Below are 19,047 nucleotides of genomic sequence, written 5' to 3' on the forward strand. Positions count from 1 at the left end.
CGGCAAAACAGTGAATCTGGGCTAGAACGGTTCCGCCCTGGGGATCGGCCCCGTCAGACTTGACGACCGTTGGAGCCGGCGCGATTTAAGACATTAAAAAATATATGTTTTTAAACCGCGCCTCCGCGAAGGGCTGTGGATGCAGCAAACGTCGAGCTCACTCGAGAATCAATATTTCGCTCTGGACGCGGTTTAGCTAGACTAGACCAACCATCTGCCCGAAATCCGACCGGAGACCCCGTGCAAGCCATCAACATGCTGCAGGCCAAAACCAATCTCTCCCGGCTGGTGGAGGCGATCGAGCAGGGCACGGAGCGGGAGATCGTCATCGCCCGCAACGGTCACCCCGTCGCCAAGCTGGTGCCCGTCTCCGACGTGCCCCTCGAGCGCCGGATCGGCGTCGCCAAGGGCCTGTTCGTCGTACCCGACAACATTGACGCGCATAACCACGAGGTCGCGCGGCTCTTCCTGGGTGGGCGCCCCGGGGAGGATGCGAAGGCCGAGCAGGGATAGCCGTAGACGATGAACCTCTTGCTCGACACCCACGTTGCACTCTGGGCCATCGTCGACAGCCCGCGGCTGTCGACGATGGCACGCGACCTCATCCTCAACCCCCGCGCCAGGGTCTGGATCAGCGTGGCCAGCATCTGGGAGATCGCGATCCAGTATCGCCTCGGGCGCGGCAACATGCCGATTTCGGGCTCAGACGCAATCGGCTTTTTCCGCACGGCGGGCTACCAGTTTCTCCCCGTCGAACCGGAACATGCCGCCGCCACCGAAACCCTACCGCCCCACCATCAGGATCCCTTCGACCGGATCTTGGCTGCACAGGCCCAAGTCGAGCCGATGCGCCTGCTGACGCACGACCCGTTACTCGTTCCCTATGGCGACTTCATCGTCGCCGTCTGATTGCACACTCATCTGGATCCACATGCTCGACACTGATACCAAACGGCGCATCGACACCGCCCGTGACATCCTCGTAGGCAAGGTGCCCGACCCCAAGAGTCAGGTCGAGCAGATCACGATTGCCCTGATCTACAAGTTCATGGACGACATGGACGCCGATGCCGAAGAGCTGGGCGGCCACCGCAAGTTCTTCGCCGGCGCATACGCCGGGTACGGTTGGGCCAAGCTGATGCGCTCCGGCCTGGGCGGACATGAGACGCTGAACCTCTACGCAGAGGCCATCGCCAAGATGCCGGAGAACCCCGGCATCCCGCCCCTCTTCCGCGACATCTTCAAGAACGCCTTTCTGCCCTACCGCGATCCGGAGACACTGCGGGCCTTCCTGAAGATCATCGACGAGTTCGAGTACGACCATTCCGAACGCTTGGGTGACGCCTTTGAATATCTGCTCTCCGTGCTCGGCAGCCAGAGGGCGATGCCGGACAGTTCCGCACCCCGCGCCACATCATCGATTTCATTGTCGCCGTTATCGACCCGAAGAAGCACGACACATCACCAGCCAGGACCGCTGGAACGACTACGCCGACGTCATCCTGGCCAACCCGCCATTCATGTCGCCGAAGGGCGGGATCAAGCCGCATGAGCGATTCTCAGTGAAGTCCAAACGCTCGGAGGTTTTGTTTCTAGACTACTTTCTGGAGCATCTAACACCTGCTGGCAGGGCTGGTGTCATCGTACCCGAAGGCATTCACTTTGTAGCTCACGCCGGGCACGTGCAATTGAGGCGTCTTTTAGTCGAAGGAGGATATTTATTGGCAGACATCACGCTCCCACGTGGTGTATTCAAGCCTTATGCTAGTGTGAAGACGCATATTCTCATTATCGATCGCCTGCTTGCCAGACGCTCCGATTCCGTCCTCTTCATTGAGATTGAGAATGACGGATTTACGCAAACCGATACGCGAGAGCGAGTTCCGGGATCGCAGCTTAATACTGCTCAACGGATCATATCCGACTTCAAGTACGCGGTCGAGAACGGGACGATATGGGCTGAGCAAACAAATAGGCCAAGATCATTCACGGTGTCGAAGAAGTCTCTCCTTTCTAGACGCACAGTACATTTAATCGGACGTTGGCCCGACCTACCGAATCGGGTTATTCACCGGGAGGACATCCCGCTCTGGCGATTGGGTGACGTATGTGAAATCCTGGAAGGTCAGTCTCCCAACATGGCCACAACCCCTGGCGCGTTTGTGTTAGGCGTACCAGCAGAAGAGCGGAAATCAGCAGCTCACTGGGATTTTGAAGGTAAGGCGGTTTGTGTCCCTCTTGTATCTTCATCAGGGCAAGGAAAGGCCGACATTAAGCGGATCCACTACCAAGAAGGAAAGTTCGCGCTCGCAAGTACAATGTGTGCCATCTTTGTTAAAGATGAAGATAGAATCCGACCCCGGTTTCTTCACCTCTTCTTGAGCGCCGTAATCGAGGAGTTGATCGTACCGCTAATGTTCGGCGCTACGAATGTGACTATGGACAGCTCTCAGCTTGCTGACGTGCTTATACCAATTCCAGAACCGGCAATACAGGATGAGATCATTGAATCGCACCTTATCTTTACCAAAGCTACCGATTTAGCTGAGATAGCTGCGTCGCCGCGCCAAGCGACTCGCGACAACTGTGTTATTGATTTGAGTGAGCGCATAGTTCGCGACGTTAATGAATTGATTGCCGCGACGGCAACCCACGCTACCATCGCGAATCTATTGCCTGGATCCGACGTCTAGCCGGTAACTCACTAAATGCGTCAAGATCAGAATCGAGAGAACCCTCGCTCGCGCGTCTGGGGCGAGCTGGATAAGGTCCAACCCAGGAAGAGCTGATGAAAATCCGCGCGATCCATGTCTTCGAGGCCGGCCCTCTCGGCTCCCGGGTCTTCGATTTCAAAGATGACTGGTCCGGCGAGATTGCCACCAACATCCTCTTCAGCGGACCGAACGGCTGCGGCAAGTCGTCGGCGCTGCGGGCTGTGGCCATGCTCTGGGGCGCCTTTGGCCATTGGCTGCAACACCGCAAGCCCCTACCCAAAAGCAGCGCGGAACGGGAGTGGCTCCAGGGCTGGGGCGGTGTGGCCCTGTTCCTGGAGGATCTGCCCTTCGACGGACCCTCGATGGCGCTCTTGTTCGGTCGACAGGAGTTTGTCGAAGCGCTGGAACAGCAGTATCCCGAATGTTCATTCGTGGGTGAGTGGGTGGCTCGAACCGGCAGACCCGGCGCCCCGGCACGCAAGATGCTCTGGCCCAAGGACGCGAGCTGGCTCGATCGGTGGACCGAGTCACGGCAGACGATGCTGGTGTCCGCGGACAAGAGCGATTCCCCCAACATGATCTTTCTGGATGCTGAGGAGCGCCGATGGGTTCCCCCGCGGCGCGGTGTGGGTGAGATCCGGCAGGAGGATCCGCAGCAGCGCTGGCTAACCAGCTATCGTGTCTCGGAGCAATGGGAGGGCCAGCTGGAAGCCTCGCTGCTCGCCATGAAGTCGGCGGCGCTGCACCGCTTTCATGACTTGATCCGCGACATGAACGCCTTTCTGAGCGGCAAAGAGATCCTGACCGAGGTAAAACTCGGAGAGAATCGGCTACGGGTAAAGCTCAAGAACGGAACCGGCACGACGCACAGCCTCGACGACCTTAGTGCGGGCGAACATCAGGTCTTGATCCAGCTCTACCTCGTGAACCGATGGATGGAGACGGGTGGCGTCGTGCTGATCGACGAGCCGGATCTCTATCTGCACCCCTCATTGGTCTCGGGTTTTCTCGCCCGTTTGGAGAGGATGGTCGCCGACCGAGGCGGCCAGCTCATCATCACTTCGCATGTGCCCGAGGTCTGGAGCCGTTACGACGCACTTGGAAAACGGATCTTGCTGGAGGCGGCTCCGTGACGATTCGGTCCAGGCGAGACCGTATCCGGCAGGAGTTGATCGGGAGTCAGCCCAAGCAGGCGTTTCTGGTCGAGGGGGCGGACGACAAGGAGGCGTTTCGTATCCTGCTGGAGCGTTTCGCGCCCGGATGGGAGCAGCGGTGGGCGATTGCCGCGGTCGGCAATAAGCGTCAACTCCTGGAGCTTCTCATGCTGGAGCCCGAATGGATTGGACTCGTGGACCGCGACGAATGGGATCAGGCTGCCATCGACGCCCGCGTTGCTGAACAGCCAAACCTGTTGGTGCTACCTCGTTTCTGCTTGGAAAACTTCCTGATCCACCCATCCGAGCTCTGGCAAGCGATCCCGCCCACGCGTCAAGCGGCGGTCGCCGGCGGCGAGAGGGCCTTCTGCGCCGAAATGGAAACGCACCTGCCCGACTATCGGCGCCACGCTGCACTCTGGAAGGTTGTCACACCCCTTTGGTCTGGCCTGCGCGCATTGGGATTCAAAGAGGCGCTGGCCTCGGAGGAGAGTCTGGTGACTGCCCAGAACGATGCAGAGATTCAGCGCGTCTTGGGCAAGTGGGACGCGCTGCTCGATCCCGCACGAATCTTCGCCCAGTTTCAGAGCCAATGTGGCGCCGCGGAAGCTGCAAGCACCGACGACCAGTATTCGCATTGGGTTCACGGGAAGCACTACTGGAAAAAGGTCGTCAATCCTGCGATGAACCGAATACTCGGCCAAATGGACGAGGGCGAACGGCGCAAGAAAATCCTCCGTAAGCTACAGCCACCGGCGGACCTACAAACTATCCTTGAACGCTTCTCGTAGCGAATCAGCCCGGAGTACGCGGACACGGCGAACAGCGAAATCGCCGAGAGCCAGATCAAGGCGACGCGGTCTGGAGTTCGGATCGTCATGGAGGCTTTAATTGACGGCACCTATTCATACCATCTCCGAGGTCAATCAGCGCGCCAAAGATGCTCTGATCAGAGAAATCGGAGTCGTCGACAGCATTCGTTTCCTGAACCAGTTTCGCATCGGGAGCGGGAACTATACCGCTGAGCGCGAGAGCCTGTTCGAAGGGACAACGGTCAAGGAGATTATCGCAGATATTAAATCCAGAAGGGCTGACCGAACATGATGCCTCATTCTCCGTCGCCACTGCGGCGAAGCGGAAACGCGGCGTCGCTGGCGTAGGAGACGCACGAATAGCGACTGATATGATAAAGGGGAGTCACGAAGATGGTCATCCCTGATTCAATTGGCGTTTTTTGAACCAGGCGATTCGGGCTACCGAGTATGAGGCCGAAACGACGCGGCCTCAGGTTAGGACGCTCACCGACGCTGACGCAGCGCCTCGTAAAGACAAACACCCGCGGCGACCGAGACGTTGAGACTCTCGACCGTCCCGCACATGGGCAGACGGACCAGGCGGTCGCAATGCTCGCGCGTGAGGCGGCGCAGGCCGGTACCCTCGCTGCCCATGACCAGGCCGAGCGGCCCGGTGAGATCGGCGGCATAGAGCTCGGTGTCGGCATCGCCGCTCGTTCCGGTGAGCCAGATTCCTCGCTCCTTGAGGTAGCCCATGGTCCGGGCCAGGTTGGTGACCTGGACATAGGGCAAGGTCTCGGCGGCGCCGCTGGCGACCTTGCAGACGACCGGGGTTAGGCCCACCGCGTTGTCCTTGGGGGCAATCACGGCATGGACGCCGGCACCCTCCGCGGTCCGCAAACAGGCCCCGAGATTGTGCGGATCCTGCACCTCGTCGAGTAGGAGCAGGAAGGGCGGGCCTTCGATCCGCTCCAAGAGCCCATCGAGATCCTGCTCGGAGCGTGCCGCGGGGACCCGCACCCAAGCCAATGCGCCCTGGTGATTGGTGCCTTCGGCGGCACGCTCGAGCTCGTCGCGCTCGACCTGGCGGACCTTCACGCCCGCCTGGCTCGCAAGATCGGCCAGCTCCGATAAGCGTCGGTCGCGCCGGCTGCGGTCGAGCCAAAGCTCACCGACCCCTTCGCTCCCGAACTTGATCGCGGCGCGCGCGCTGTGAATTCCGCCGACCGGGTGCAGCCCCGCCGTGGGGTGCCGCACCTCGTCACGGCTCGCGACAGGGCGTCTCGATGCCTTCACGGTCAGGAGGTCGGCGCCGTACCGGCCGGTTTGCGCTTGCGTCGGTTGCGCGAGCGGGGCTTCTTGGCGCCCTCGGCAGGCTTGTCCGCCTGGGCTTGGGCCGGCGCCGGAGTCTGCGCCGGAGTCGTGGCCTGATCCGACGCCTGAGCGGTCGGCGTGGCCTTCGGCTTTGGCTTGGACTTGCGCGGACTCGGTCCGCCTTGTCCGCCCTTCCCGCCTTGTCCGGCTTTGCCACCCTTCCCGCTCGGCTCGGCCAGCACGAAGTCGATCTTGCGATCGTCGAGATTCACGGCCGCAACCTGCACCCGCAGCGGATCGCCGAGACGGTAGACAGTGCCGGTGCGCTCGCCGTGCAGACGATGACCGATGGGGTCGAAATGGTAGAAGTCGTTGTCGAGCGCGGTGATGTGCACCAGGCCATCGACGTGAACCTCGTCGAGTTCGACGAAGATACCGAAGGAGTTGACACTGGTGATGATGCCGTCGAATTTCTCGCCGAGCTTGCCCTGCATGAACTCGCACTTGAGCCAGTCGTCGGCGTCGCGGGTCGCCTCGTCGGCGCGCCGCTCGGTGCCCGAGCAGTATTCGCCGATCTGCTGGAGTTCCATCTTGGAGTAGTCCAGGTCGGCAGCGGTCCCGCCGCGCAGGATGTGCTTGATGATCCGATGGACGACCAGATCCGGATAGCGACGGATGGGCGAGGTAAAATGGGTGTAAGCATCGTAGGCCAAGCCGAAGTGGCCGACGTTGTCGGAGCTGTACATCGCCTGCTGCATGGAGCGCAGCAAGACGGTCTGGATCAATCCACGATCCGGGCGTTCCTTGACCATCTCGAGCAGCGTGGCATAGTCCTTGGCGGTCGGTTTCTCGCCGCCCGGGAGCTTGAGCGCCAGCTGCCCCAGGAACTCGCGCAGATCACTCAACTTCTCGGCGTTCGGCAGGTCATGGATGCGGAAGAGTGCGGGCATCTTCTTGCGCTCGAAGAGACGCGCCGCAGCCACGTTCGCGGCCAGCATGCATTCTTCGATGATCTTGTGCGCCTCGTTGCGCACCAGGGGCACCACGGCGGCGATGCGACCCTGCTCGTTGAAGACGAACTTGGTCTCGACGGTGTCGAAGTCGATGGCACCGCGCTCGGCACGCGCCTGGTGCAGTGTCTGGTAAAGGGCGTAGAGCTCGTGCAGGTGCGGCAGCAGGTCCGCGTGCTTCTCGCACAGATCGGCATCGCCGTCGATGATCATGGCGGCGACCTGATCGTAGGTCAGCCGCGCATGCGAGCGCATGACGCCCTCGAAGAAGCGGGTCCGCGTGACCTTGCCTTCCGCGTTGATGTAAAGCTCGGCGGTCATGCAGAGCCGATCGACCTGCGGGTTGAGCGAGCAGAGTCCGTTGGAGAGCACCTCCGGCAGCATCGGGACGACCCGGTCCGGGAAGTAAACCGAGTTGCCGCGCGAATAGCCCTCGGTGTCCAATGCCGTACCAGGCACCACATAGCTCGAGACGTCGGCGATGCTGACCAGCAGCTTCCAGCCCTTGGGCTTGCGCTCGCAATAGACGGCGTCGTCGAAGTCGCGTGCATCGGCCCCGTCGATCGTGACCAAGGGAATCTTGCGCAGATCGGTCCGGCCCTCCTTCGCCGCCTCCGGGACCTCGCTGCCGAGCCCGGCGATCTCGGTCTCGACGGCCTCCGGCCACTCGATCGGCAGATCATGGGCGCGGATCGCGATGTCCGTCTCCATCCCAGGCGCCATGTGGTCGCCGAGGACCTCCAGGATCCGGCCGATCGGCTGGGTGCGCTGGGTCGGCTGATCCGTGATCTCGGCGACGACGATCTGACCCTGCTCCGCCCCCGAGATCCGGTCGCTCGGGATGATGATGTCATGGGTCAGGCGCTTGTTGTCCGGCGCGACGAAGCCGACACCACTCTCTTTGTAGAGCCGCCCGACCACGGTGCGGGTCTTACGCTCCAGGATCTCGACGACCGCACCCTCGAGACGACCCCGTCGATCGCGCCCCGCGACACGCACGACAACGCGATCGCCGTGAAACAGCGCGCGCATCTCCTTGGGATAGAGGTAGAGGTCGTCGCCACCCTCATCCGGGCGCACGAAACCGAAACCGTCCGCGTGTCCGATGACACGACCGGCGATCAGATCGCGCCGGTTGACCAAACAGAACGCCTGGTTGCGATTCCGCACCAGTTGACCGTCGCGCACCATGGCACCGAGTCGGCGCTCCAGGGCGATCAGATCCTGCTCGTCGGTGAGTTTGAGCTCGCGGGCGACCTCGTCGGCACCGGCCGGTGCGCCGAGGTTGGTGAGTGTTTCGAGGATGAATTCGCGACTGGGGATGGGGTTGGCGTACTTTTTCGCCTCGCGCTGGCGATGGGGGTCCGCTTCTTTGGCGGCTGTCGAATTTCGGCGTCTTGTCACTTGGGCTCGTTCTGATTCGTAAAAGGTTAGTGTAGCCTTGACACCCTTCGGTTGTCTCACTAATATTCGCGCCTTGCCACGGGGATGGCCTTCTTCAAGACATCCCCGGATCCTCATGCCGAGGTGGCGGAACTGGTAGACGCGCATGGTTCAGGTCCATGTGGGCGAAAGCTCGTGGAGGTTCGAGTCCTCTCCTCGGCACCATTACATTCCGAAGTTCGAACCAGGCTCACCCCGAATGACGGGAGACCGAGCCAGCACCCGCATCTGAATCGATCGCCGCAAAGCCGGCGCTCCGCCTTCCGCATTCCCCGGACGCGGCGGCGAGACACATTGGTGCTTTCGGATGACCGACTTCCTCACCTTCGAAACCATGATCAGCCGCCATGCGCTGCTGGTGTTCTACTATCTGGGCGCCGTCGTCATGCCCGTCGCGGCCTGGCTCATGGCGCTGTACCTGATGCGCCGCTTTGAGCCGGTAGGCGATGCTTATCGCGCCGGGATGGGTCTTCTGACCGCGACGGTGCGACTGCGTTGGCGCGTGCTCGGAATCCTGCTGTTCGTCGCCGCGTTTCTCTTCATGGAGCTGATGTGGCGCATCATGTTCGAGTATCTGATCGCCTTTATGCAGATGCGAGACGCCTTAACCGCGCCCAGCGCGGTATGTGATGTTTTTGGATGGGATCGGCCCCGGCAGACTTGACGACCGTTGGAGTCGGCGCGGTTTAAGAGATTAAAAAATGTAGAATTCTCAACCGCGTCTCCGTGAAGGTCGGAAAAATACTTAAGCCCAACACAAAATGAAAATGGCGCATGTCGCTCTGGACGCGGTTGAGTCGGGAGTTGAGGCCGCCGATCAATCCTCGTTCGGCCGAATCCCATCGAAATCATCGACGACCGGGTGCTCGCCGAAAGGGCCGGTGACGCCTTCGCGGCGCAAGGCGATCGTCGCCATCCCGGCATCGTGCGCGGCATCAAGCTCTTCTCGGATGTCCGAGAGGAAGAGCATCTCTCCGGGCGGCAGACCGATCTCGGAGGCGATGGCGCAGTAGGATTCACGCTCGCGTTTTCCGCCGATGCGGGTATCGAAGAAGCCGGAGAAGAGCGGCGTGAGGTCGCCGTACTCGGTGTGTCCGAACAGCAGCTTCTGGGCATGCACCGAGCCGGAGGAATAGACATAGAGCCTCAGACCGGCGCCGTGCCAATCGCGCAGGCGGCGGGCCGCATCCGCGTAGATGTGGCCCAGGAAGTCGCCGCGTGCGTAACCCTCCTCCCAGATGAGACCCTGCAACGCCTTGAGCGGCGTGATCTTGCGGTCGGTCGCGATCCAGTCGAGCATCGCGGCGATCAACGCGTCCTCGTCCATCGCTCCGCCCGCGACGGCATGCGCATCCTCGAGCAGCGCCGCCACTTGCGGATCCTCGCGATGCGCCCTCACGAAGTCGGGCAGATGCTCCGCGGCGTAAGGAAAGAGCACGTCCTTGACGAACGAGAGGCTCGAGGTGGTGCCCTCGATGTCGGTGAGGATCGCCTTGACCATGGGGACTGATTACTCGAAGCGGGGAAAGCGCGACGCGATGTCGCTGCCGGTGAAGTTGGCGACCCAGCCCTCGGGGTTGGTGAAGAGGCGGATCGCGGTGAAGTGCGGACGCGGACCCATGTCGAACCAGTGGGTCGTGCCGTCGGGGACGCTGATGAGATCGCCCTGCTCGCAGATCACGGCGTAGACCCGGCCGTTGGTGTGCAGATAGAACAGACCGCTGCCCTCGACGAAGAAGCGCACCTCGAACTCGGTGTGGGTGTGCTCGTTGAGGAACTTCGCGCGAAGGGCCTCACGGTCGGGATGGTCCGGCGTCATGCGCAGCACGTCGACCGCGCCGAAGCCGTAGTCGGTCATCAGACGGTCGATGTCGCTGCGATAGGCGGCGATGACGTCCTCCGGCGTTGCATCCGCCGCCAGGACGCGGTCCGCCTGCCAACGCTCGAAATTGACCCCGAGGGCGCCGAGTTCGCGCCGGATGTCGGCAAAATCGGTGAAGACCGCCTCGGGTACAGGTTGGTCTTCGGCGTGAACGCGCAGCTCGCTCATCGGGTCATGCTCCTCGTGAGGGTTTCGCATTCGAGCAGAAACTCGAACGCCTCGATCCGCCGACGCGCGTCGGCGACGTTGCTGCCCCAGGTATAGAGGCCGTGACCGGCAATCAAGTAACCGGGCAGATTCGGCGTGCGCTCCAGCGCCCGCTCCACCTCGAGCGCGAGACGCCCGATGTCCTGGTCGTTGGCGAAAACAGGCAGCGCAAGGCGAGTCTCGTGCGTCTCGATGCCCGGCAACGCCTTCAAGACCTCGTAGTCGGACAGGGTCAAGGCATCATCCGCCAACCGAGACAGCACGGTCGCGTTGACCGAATGGGTGTGCAGCACGGCACCGATCGCCGGATCACGGCGATACAACATCAGATGCAGCTCGGTCTCCGCGGACGGGCGGCAGCCGGCGGTCAGGATGCGGCCCTCGACATCCATCGCCATGATCCCGCTCGCGTCGAGTTCGCCCTTGTGACGCCCCGATACGGTGATGGCGATGCGGCTTGCATCCAGACGCGCGGAGAGGTTGCCGGAGGTCGCCGGCAACCAGCCGCGTGAAAAACAAAAATGCCCGACGCCGATCAGCTCGGCGGCGCGCTGTTTGAAGACCTCGGGATCGACCATCTGGGTTCCGCCGGGCAAAACCGCAATCTAAGGCAGAACGGGGATGAGGTCCAATGGTGGAAGCACAACGGACTCGACCCGCCACCATGCGGCCCGCCGGGCCGAACCGCCGAGCGGGCGCAGCGCAGACCACCGGCTCCGGTGCAAGTCTCGGTGGACTTCGCTCTCGCTCGTCCACCCTACCGGCTCGATGAACAAGCTGATGGAACCGGAACGCCGGGCGGGGAGTCCCTCCCCGCCGTACGCGGCTACCAGCTCAGAACCACGAATCGCTGCATATCGTCCTTACGGACCAGCAACAGGACGCGCCCGGTCTCGCGACCGGCCTTCACGGCTTGCTGAAAGTCCGCGACGCTCTTCACCCACTCGCGATTGACCTGCAGGATCAGCGTGCCCGGCTCGATGCCGGCCGCGGCGGCGATCGATCCTGGTTTGACCTCGGTGACCAGAACACCCTCGCCGGGCTGACCGCCGAACTGCTCGGCAAGCTGCGGCGTCAGGGTCTGGAGGGTGAGCCCCAGCTCCGCGCTGGTTTGGGTCGGCGCGGAGGATGCCAGCGCCTCGGCGTTCAGCGTCCCGATGGTGACGCCGAGGGTTTGGCGCTGCCCCTCGCGCACGATGGTGAGCTCCTGGCTGCTCCCCGGCGGGGTCAGTGCGACCCGGTTACGGAAGTTGCCGACATCGGTCACGGGCTCCCCGCGATAGGCAACGATGACGTCACCCTGGCGCAGGCCGGCCTTCCCGGCGGGACTGTCTTCCGTGACCTGAGCGATCAGAATCCCCTCGCCCTGCTGCATCCCGAAGGATTCGGCCAGATCCGCGGTCAGCGGCTGGATCACGATCCCGAGGAAGCCGCGCGTCACCTCGCCTTGCTCGATCAACTGATTGGCGATGGCGTTGGCGAGGTTGATCGGGATGGCGAAGCCCACGCCCATGTAGCCGCCGCTGCGACTGAAGATGGCGGTGTTCATGCCCACGACGGCACCGTCGAGATTGACGAGCGGTCCGCCCGAGTTCCCCGGATTGATGGCGGCGTCGGTCTGGATAAAGTCCTCGTAGTCGTTGATGCCCAGACTGGTGCGCCCGGTGGCACTGACCACGCCGACCGTCAGGGTATGACTCAGCCCGAAGGGATTGCCGATCGCGACCACCCACTCGCCGACCTCGAGCTTCGCCGAGTCGGCCATGGCGAGGGCCGGCAGGCCGCCGGTCGCGATCTCGATGACGGCCACGTCGGACTGAGGGTCGCGGCCGGTCACCTCGGCATCGAACTCACGTCCGTCCTGAAAGGTGACGCGGATCCGCTCGGCGCCCTCGACGACGTGGTTGTTGGTCATGATGTAGGTCTTGTCGGCGAGCAGACCCGTCTGCGCGGCAAACACGAAGCCCGAGCCTTGCCCCATAGTGCGCGGCTCGCTGCGCGGTGCCTGGGGCGCTTGGCCACGCGGGAGGCCCGGAAAGCGATCGCCGAAGAAGCGTCTGAAGAACTCGTCGCCGAAGGGCAGCTCCTCGCCGAAGGGTGTCGAGAGGGGGGCTTGTGCGGTCGTCGCACGCTGGCCTTCGACGCGAATAAAGACCACGGACGGGGACACCGCACGCCCGACCGACGCGAACGCCTTGCCGGTCTCGCGCAGGCTTTCGACACCTTCGTCCAACGCCTGCGCGGGGGTGGCGAGCACCGCGACCGCCAGGCTCATCACAATCAAAATATGCCTTTTCATCGTTGTCTCCAATGAATGGACCTGATCACTCGAATATGCCGGCCGAGCACACTCGTCCCGGCCTCGCTCGCCTCGGATCCAGCGACGGTGGATCGGTCGCTGCGCAACGCTCGATGATCGGCGAACTCAAGACTCGGCCCAGCCGCGCCACCGGTAGACCCACCATCCAACATACTCCTTCAGGGCGCGCGTACTGTCGGACAAGGCTTCCGCGTCCGGGAGCCACCGGATGAGATGCGCCGGCTCGGGCATCACCTCGAAATCGGTCGGCGCCGGCACGGCATCGATCCCGACCGCGCGAAAGGTCGCCAAGGCACGCGGCATGTGCAACGCCGAGGTCACCAGCAGGACGGACGCGATGCCCTCCGCGCTCAGGATCTCGGCGGTATAGAGCGCGTTCTCGCGGGTGTTTCGGCTGCGCCCCTCCAGCAGGATCGCATCGCTCGGAACGCCCAGATCGGCCAGGAAGCGCAACATCGCGTCGGCCTCGCTGAGGCGTTGGCCGACCCAGGGCATGGAGCCGCCCGAAACGATGACGCGCGCAGCCTTCCCCGCATGATGGATCCGCGCCGCGTGCCACACCCGGTCCGAGGCCCGCCCGAGATCCGGATCCGGCCAATCGGGCGGGCCTCCACGGATGCCACCGCCGAGGACGACGACGGCATCCGCCGCCGGCAAGGCGCCGATCGGCTCATGCGCGAACCGACCTTCCAGAGACAGGCGCAACCCGTCCGAGACGATCGGTATCGACCAGAAACCGAGCCAAAGGATCCCGACCGTCAAGGCCAGGAGTCCGGATCGACGCCAGCCCGCAATCAGGAGCGCAAGCGCCAGTACCGCCAGGACAATGGAGAGTCCGAGCGGATAGGCGAGTTGACTGAGCAGCTTATCGAGGTAAAGCATCGGGATTGATGGCTCGGATCCTGCGGGTCCCACGGCCGACCCGGAACCCTACTCGGGCAACTAAACCGCGTCCAGAGCGAGATGCTTACTGTCGCGTGAGTTCGCCGTTGGGTGCAGCCACGGCTCTTAGCGGGGACGCGGCTCAGATATTTATATTTTTAATACTTTAAACCGCGCCGGCTCCGACAATGATCGGAGCCGACGCGGCCAAGCCAATCCAACACACTACGCATACCGTGTTGGGCGCGGTTTAAACCAGATAACCGGGAACGACGGCGTCCACATCGGTCGCCGCGATGCCGAGCCGAGCGAGTCCGTCCTCGCCACAGAGGCTGTCGATCTGAAGGGACAGATAGTTATCCGTGCTGAAGGGTTTGCCCGGAAGCTTCTCGAAGACGCGCGCCTGAAGCTGTGCGAGACGATCGCTCAGAGCGATCACTCGGACCTTGCGCCCGATGCAGCTGCCCGTGTAGGTCAGGATATCGCGCAGTGCGAAGGTCCGTGGACCGCACAGCGCATAGATCTGTCCTCGGCTTGCCGGGTCCTCAATGGCGCGCAGCATGGCGGTCGCGACATCGCCGACATAGACCGGCGCGAATCGCGCGTCGGCACAGGCCAGCGGAAAGGGTCCCGGCAGCACCTGCAGCAGCGAGGCGAAGCGATTGAAGAGTCCGTCGCCCGGCCCGAAAATAACGGACGGGCGGAACACCGTCACCGCCAATCCCTGCTCGGCCGCCGCCAAGGCCACCGCCTCGCCCCTGCCCTTGCTGCGCAGATAGTCGCTGGGACCTGCCGGGTCCGCATTCAGCGCACTCATGTGCAGGTAAGCGCCGACACCGGCGGTGAACGCCGCGCGTGTCGTCGACTCGACCATCCCGACATGGGCCTGCTCGAAGGTGCGACCGCCCCACTCGTTGAGGATCCCGACAAGATTCACCACGGCATCGCAGCCGGCCATCGCGTCGCACAACCCGTTCTCGTCCCACTGCTCGAGCTGCACCACCTCGCAGCCCGGAACGAGCCGAAGGTGTCGACAGCGATGGGGATGGCGCGTCGGCACACGGGTGCGATACCCGGCGCCCGAGAGGCGATTCAAAAGATGTCGACCGACGAAACCGGTCCCCCCGATGACACAAATGCACGGATGTCTCATGATGTCGTCTTGACTCGTCTGGGGCGGCTCGGCGCCCGTGGTCGGGCTAAACCGCGTCCCGGCGTGTCATGTGTCGCTCCGAGGCACGCTCGGCCTCGCCTCAACGTACAAACCTTGGCGAGACGCGGTTTAGGGCACTTAAAAATCAATGAAATCGATGCCTCTTCGGGTTTGACGGCGCATCGACGATGGCGACGTCGAGCGGCTTATATGCTCTGGAGATTCGCCCTCGGGCAGCGCCCGCCCGGGTGGACACGCCCTGTCGAGTGGACAAGCGTAGCGCAGTCCACCAGCGTCGGCACGGGGATAGGTGGACTTCGCTCTCCCTCGTCCACCCTACCGGCCGAGCGAATGAGCAACGCGCCTTTGCCCCGGTGCTCAACATATCTCTGAAACGTTGCTTAAACCCAACCCGGGCATCCCTATTCAATCATCAATTGCGGACTGATTTCAAAACTCGCCACGGCCGCACGCGGCCGCGGGGGCTCGCGATCGTCCAGGATCCTATCCAGTGCTTGAACTCTCGGCCTATCTTTTCATCGGCGCCGCGTCCGGGATGCTCGCCGGTCTGTTCGGGGTTGGCGGCGGCGTGATCGTCGTGCCGGCGCTGATCCTGCTGTTCGCGCAGATCGGGATGGGGTCGGCGTGGATCCCGCACCTCGCCGTAGGAACCTCGCTTGCAGCCATCGTCGGGACGGGTGCCGCCTCGACCTATGCGCACCAGGGGCGCGGCGCGGTGCGCTGGGATCTGGTCGCCCGACTGGCGCCCGGAATCGTCCTTGGGGCCTGGTTCGGCGCTGCCTTGGCGGGGATCATCCCCGAGCTCTGGCTGACCCGTCTCTTTGCCGTCTTTCTGACCTATGTCGGCATCCGCATGCTGGTTCCTCGGAAGATCCATCACGAGCGCACCCTGCCCGGCTCCGCGGGGATGTGGGCCGCGGGCGGCGGCATCGGGACGCTCTCCGCGCTGGTCGGGATCGGCGGCGGCACCTTGACGGTGCCCTTTCTGAGCAACCGGGGGATCGACATGCGCAAGGCCGTGGGGACCTCGGCCGCCTGCGGTCTGCCGATCGCACTCGCCGGCGCCGTCGGCTTCATGGTCGTCGGCTGGGGCCGCGAGGGATTGCCCGACGCGAGTACGGGCTTCGTCTATTGGCCGGCCGTCGGGGCGATCCTGCTCGCAAGCATGCCCACCGCGCCACTCGGTGCATCTCTGGCGCACCGGTTGCCGGTTGCCCTCTTGAAGCGGCTGTTCGGGGTGTTTCTGTTGCTCGTCGCCCTGCGCTTGGCCTTTTAAACCGCGTCCCGGTGTCCGATATGCAAGGTCCGGAGGCTGAGTTTACGTCGGAGCGATCCGGAAATGTCGGAGTCGACGCGGTTTAAGAATTTTTTGATTTTTTCTGAACCGCGTCTTGCCGATGCCTATGGGATCCTCGATGTCGCGCATCACGACGACGTGGTGAATTGCTCCGGACGCGGTTCAGCCGCCCTCAAGGACGAGGCGGCGATAGAGATAGATCTGGCCCTGACGATCACGCAGGACCAAGCGGCCCTGATCCAACGCATACTCGAACTCCTGACTGAAGCTCTCGCGCCGGTTGGTCAGCGCGACACGGTCTCCCGAGATGCGAATGTCCCCGTCGATGTAGCCGCTGAAGGGCGCGTAGATGCGATAGCGTCCGCCCTGCACGATCAGGAGTCCGTCGTCGCTGCCCTCCCAAACACCCTCCAACGGACCCGCTGTCCAAGGCATCGCACCTGTCATGGCGCTGCCCGGATTGAAGCGCTCCAGCATTTGGCCCATTTGACCCATTTGCCCTGTCGGATCCATCTGCGACCCGCCGGGGAATGGCATGGTGCCCGCGCCTGGAACACCGGGCATGCCCCCGAACCCGGAGGGCCATCCGGACATGCCCATTGGATTGGGCACGCCGGGAGAACCTCCGGACATGGCACCCCCGGCCGCGCCGAAGAGGCCCATCGCCTCCATCATGCGCACCATGGCGTCGGCCATGGCCGAGCGCGTGTCGGCGACGACCGGGGGCACGACCGACACGCAAAGGCAGATCGCGATGAGCGCAAGAGAAGGACGGACGACGTTCGACATCAGTGTTTCGTTCAGGACCTGAAGAAGTCCGCGCCGGGCACGGGAGGGAGCCAATCGGATACGCGTGTCGGCGGAAGGCCCAAGCGCTCGCCGTAGATCACCCGATAGGCGAGAACACGCTCGACATAGCGACGCGTCTCGAGGAAGGGGATCGACAGGATCCAGAGGTCGGCCTCGAGACAGGCGTCCGGCAGCCAGCGCGCCACGCGTGCCGGACCGGCATTATAGGCCGCCGTGGCTAAGGCGACGTGACCAAAACGATCGCGCATGCGCGTGAGGTAGGCGCTGCCCAGCGTGATATTGACCGAGGGGACCAGCAGATCCCAACGCGACGGCGGATCCAGGTCAAGCGACTGCGCGACCTCCCGCGCCGTCCCGGGCAAGAGCTGCATCAGACCGATCGCCCCCGCGTGAGACGCCAGGGTGCGGGCAAAGACGCTCTCTTGTCGAATGACGGCGAGGATCCAGTCCGGCCCCACGCCCCGCTGCCAGGCCTGCTCCTCGACCAGGGCGCGATGCTGCACGGGGAAGCGCAACTCCATGTCGTCCCAGAAGCCGGATCGCGCCAGGGCCTGGACCGCTTGGTCGTGCCAGCGCATGACGTCGGCCACATAGGCGGCCGCCATCAGATCGGGACCGTCGAGATGCGCCATCAATTCGCGCCACTCGCGGCGCATATCGGTCTCGCGGCCGAGTCGGCTCAGCTCGCGCATGCGTGCGAAGGTGGGGCTGGCCACCATGGCGCGGATCCGTTCCGGTTCAGCCGGCGTCCAGGCATGGTCGAGTCGATAGGGCAGCCCCAATCGATCCGCCGCCAGGAAGGCCCAGAGACTGCGCCCCTCGGCGGCGCGCGTGAGGGTGGCGCGCGCCGCCTCGTCGCGACCGAGCTCGGCCTCGGCACGCCCTTGCCAGTAGATCCAGCGGTCGCGCTTGACGGCACCCTCCGGCATCCGGGCCACCCACTGCGCTACCGGCTCCCAGGCACGCAGGGCGACCGCCGCACGCAGGCGGGCCTCTTGCTCGGTCGTCGTCCCCTCGAGCGCGCGCAGGCCGTCCCAAACCGCGAGTCCGCGCGGATCCCCCGCGCGCGTCAACGCCTGTCCGATCGCCGCATGGGCGCGGTCGGAGGCAGCCCCATCCGCGCTCAGAACCTCCTGGTGAGACGCCAACACCTCGGCGGCCCTCTCGGGCGATCGACGTGCCAGACCGGCCAGGCCATGGGCCAAGATCGCAGCGCGTTGCGGATGGCCTTCCGCGATGGACGTCGGATCCAGGACCAGCGCCGGATCCGCGTCGACCGCGCGCCAGGCCGCATAGAGGGGCTTCTCCGAGTCCGGGAGAAGCCCGCCCAGATAGCCGGCGACACCGCGCTCGCCCGCCTCCATCGCCAAGCGGATGCGCTGCAGGATGCGCTCGGTCGTGAGGCCGCCGGCATCGCGCCAGGCTGCGAAGACGGGATCGCAGGCGTCCGGCTGCGATCCTGCAGACAACCAGAGAGGCTCGACACGGGCCAGCGCCTCGTCGCCGCGCCCGGTCTCGAGGAGCGACCGAAGATAGAGACAGCGCCGCTCGGGCGCGCTGTCCGGCCGATAGACCCGTGCATAATCCGACCAACGCTCGGCAGCGGCGAGGCGCGCCAGATAGGCCAGGCGCAGCCGGGTGGCGAGCTGGGTCTGCGGGAAATCGCTCAGAAAGCGCTCGATCTCTTCATCCGGCGTCGCCGCGAGATCCCGCGTCACGACGGCGAAGCGAAGGTAAGGATAGAGCGGATGATCGGCGAGACCTGCGGCGAGACGATCGAAGGTCTCCAGGTCATTGGCCGCGAGCGCGCGCTCGGCAGCCGTAAATGCGGGACGATCGTATGCACAGGGTTGACCGAACACGACGCACAAGAGGAAGCATAGCGCCGTCGACGCTCGGCCTCGAAACACAGCCGACACGGCACGGACAGACGATGGACAGGCGAACATGGACGTGGGGTAAATCCTGATGGAAAGATCCTGATACTCTTGTCGGCACTCGCCGAGTCGGCGACACTTCGAGTCCGGACCCATTTTGATCGCGGTC

19 protein-coding genes and 1 tRNA gene are annotated in these 19,047 nt (G+C 63.7%); 10 read left to right on the plus strand and 10 right to left on the minus strand.

Features of this window, described 5'->3' with window-relative positions; translation table 11 throughout:
• The first annotated feature begins 240 nt into the window (after positions 1-240).
• From BDD21_RS21450 to BDD21_RS21475, 7 genes are all read left to right on the plus strand, one after another.
• Positions 241-513: a type II toxin-antitoxin system Phd/YefM family antitoxin gene (locus BDD21_RS21450; protein ID WP_120798897.1), complete on the plus strand. Its 273-nt coding sequence runs from the start codon at positions 241-243 to the stop codon at positions 511-513.
• Positions 514-522: 9 nt separating this feature from the next.
• The gene (locus BDD21_RS21455) at positions 523-909 is read left to right on the plus strand and encodes a type II toxin-antitoxin system VapC family toxin (RefSeq protein ID WP_120798898.1); all 387 of its coding nucleotides are present in this window, start codon (positions 523-525) and stop codon (positions 907-909) included.
• 22 nt (positions 910-931) lie between these two features.
• Positions 932-1,552: a hypothetical protein gene (locus BDD21_RS28825; protein WP_245969734.1), complete on the plus strand. Its 621-nt coding sequence runs from the start codon at positions 932-934 to the stop codon at positions 1,550-1,552.
• A complete protein-coding gene (locus tag BDD21_RS21460) occupies positions 1,521-2,693 on the plus strand; it encodes an N-6 DNA methylase (protein ID WP_245969735.1) in 1,173 nt (390 codons plus the stop codon). Before BDD21_RS28825 ends, BDD21_RS21460 begins: the two co-directional genes overlap by 32 nt.
• 95 nt (positions 2,694-2,788) lie before the next feature.
• Complete coding sequence (locus tag BDD21_RS21465; protein WP_120798899.1) at positions 2,789-3,847, plus strand: AAA family ATPase; 1,059 nt, start codon at positions 2,789-2,791, stop codon at positions 3,845-3,847.
• On the plus strand, positions 3,844-4,659 hold the full coding sequence (locus BDD21_RS21470; protein ID WP_170164855.1) for a DUF4435 domain-containing protein: 816 nt from the start codon (positions 3,844-3,846) through the stop codon (positions 4,657-4,659). Before BDD21_RS21465 ends, BDD21_RS21470 begins: the two co-directional genes overlap by 4 nt.
• 100 nt (positions 4,660-4,759) lie before the next feature.
• The gene (locus BDD21_RS21475; RefSeq protein WP_120798901.1) at positions 4,760-4,972 is read left to right on the plus strand and encodes a hypothetical protein; all 213 of its coding nucleotides are present in this window, start codon (positions 4,760-4,762) and stop codon (positions 4,970-4,972) included.
• A gap of 194 nt (positions 4,973-5,166) precedes the next feature.
• Here BDD21_RS21475 and rlmB read toward each other — a convergent pair whose 3' ends face one another.
• Together rlmB and rnr are read right to left on the minus strand one after the other, a co-directional pair.
• Positions 5,167-5,958 carry a 23S rRNA (guanosine(2251)-2'-O)-methyltransferase RlmB gene (gene rlmB, locus BDD21_RS21480; RefSeq protein WP_425470264.1) on the minus strand — a complete coding sequence of 264 codons (792 nt, stop codon included), beginning with the start codon at positions 5,956-5,958 and terminating at the stop codon, positions 5,167-5,169.
• 2 nt (positions 5,959-5,960) lie between these two features.
• Positions 5,961-8,390, minus strand: coding sequence for a ribonuclease R (rnr, locus tag BDD21_RS21485; protein WP_120798902.1), 2,430 nt, complete (start codon positions 8,388-8,390; stop codon positions 5,961-5,963).
• 117 nt (positions 8,391-8,507) lie between these two features.
• Here rnr and BDD21_RS21490 point away from each other — a divergent pair.
• Both BDD21_RS21490 and BDD21_RS21495 read left to right on the plus strand, forming a co-directional pair.
• Positions 8,508-8,594, plus strand: a tRNA-Leu gene (locus BDD21_RS21490).
• A 142-nt stretch (positions 8,595-8,736) separates the two neighbouring features.
• Entirely contained in the window at positions 8,737-9,093 is a 357-nt protein-coding gene (locus BDD21_RS21495) for a DUF4282 domain-containing protein (protein WP_120798903.1), read from the plus strand.
• A gap of 153 nt (positions 9,094-9,246) precedes the next feature.
• Here the strand turns inward: BDD21_RS21495 and mtnC are convergent, their stop codons facing one another.
• The 6 genes from mtnC to BDD21_RS21525 form a co-directional block, all read right to left on the minus strand.
• Positions 9,247-9,930 carry an acireductone synthase gene (mtnC, locus tag BDD21_RS21500; protein WP_120798904.1) on the minus strand — a complete coding sequence of 228 codons (684 nt, stop codon included), beginning with the start codon at positions 9,928-9,930 and terminating at the stop codon, positions 9,247-9,249.
• 9 nt (positions 9,931-9,939) lie between these two features.
• Positions 9,940-10,479, minus strand: a complete 540-nt coding sequence (locus tag BDD21_RS21505; RefSeq protein ID WP_120798905.1) for a 1,2-dihydroxy-3-keto-5-methylthiopentene dioxygenase — start codon at positions 10,477-10,479, stop codon at positions 9,940-9,942.
• Positions 10,476-11,096: a methylthioribulose 1-phosphate dehydratase gene (locus BDD21_RS21510; protein WP_120798906.1), complete on the minus strand. Its 621-nt coding sequence runs from the start codon at positions 11,094-11,096 to the stop codon at positions 10,476-10,478. The genes BDD21_RS21505 and BDD21_RS21510 overlap by 4 nt, the downstream gene beginning before the upstream one ends.
• A 248-nt stretch (positions 11,097-11,344) precedes the next feature.
• On the minus strand, positions 11,345-12,817 hold the full coding sequence (locus BDD21_RS21515; RefSeq protein ID WP_120798907.1) for a DegQ family serine endoprotease: 1,473 nt from the start codon (positions 12,815-12,817) through the stop codon (positions 11,345-11,347).
• A 126-nt stretch (positions 12,818-12,943) separates the two neighbouring features.
• On the minus strand, positions 12,944-13,720 hold the full coding sequence (locus tag BDD21_RS21520) for a YdcF family protein (protein ID WP_120798908.1): 777 nt from the start codon (positions 13,718-13,720) through the stop codon (positions 12,944-12,946).
• A 250-nt stretch (positions 13,721-13,970) separates the two neighbouring features.
• Positions 13,971-14,873, minus strand: coding sequence for a complex I NDUFA9 subunit family protein (locus BDD21_RS21525; protein ID WP_120798909.1), 903 nt, complete (start codon positions 14,871-14,873; stop codon positions 13,971-13,973).
• 556 nt (positions 14,874-15,429) lie between these two features.
• Between BDD21_RS21525 and BDD21_RS21535 the strand changes: the two genes are divergently transcribed.
• Positions 15,430-16,170 carry a sulfite exporter TauE/SafE family protein gene (locus BDD21_RS21535; protein WP_245969958.1) on the plus strand — a complete coding sequence of 247 codons (741 nt, stop codon included), beginning with the start codon at positions 15,430-15,432 and terminating at the stop codon, positions 16,168-16,170.
• A 183-nt stretch (positions 16,171-16,353) separates the two neighbouring features.
• Here the strand turns inward: BDD21_RS21535 and BDD21_RS27575 are convergent, their stop codons facing one another.
• Together BDD21_RS27575 and BDD21_RS21550 are read right to left on the minus strand one after the other, a co-directional pair.
• The gene (locus BDD21_RS27575; protein ID WP_147431181.1) at positions 16,354-16,980 is read right to left on the minus strand and encodes a hypothetical protein; all 627 of its coding nucleotides are present in this window, start codon (positions 16,978-16,980) and stop codon (positions 16,354-16,356) included.
• An 11-nt stretch (positions 16,981-16,991) separates the two neighbouring features.
• Complete coding sequence (locus tag BDD21_RS21550) at positions 16,992-18,863, minus strand: transglycosylase SLT domain-containing protein (RefSeq protein WP_245969960.1); 1,872 nt, start codon at positions 18,861-18,863, stop codon at positions 16,992-16,994.
• Positions 18,864-19,047: the final 184 nt, after the last annotated feature.

The organism is Thiocapsa rosea (assembly GCF_003634315.1).
In the GTDB taxonomy this organism is placed as follows: domain Bacteria; phylum Pseudomonadota; class Gammaproteobacteria; order Chromatiales; family Chromatiaceae; genus Thiocapsa; species Thiocapsa rosea.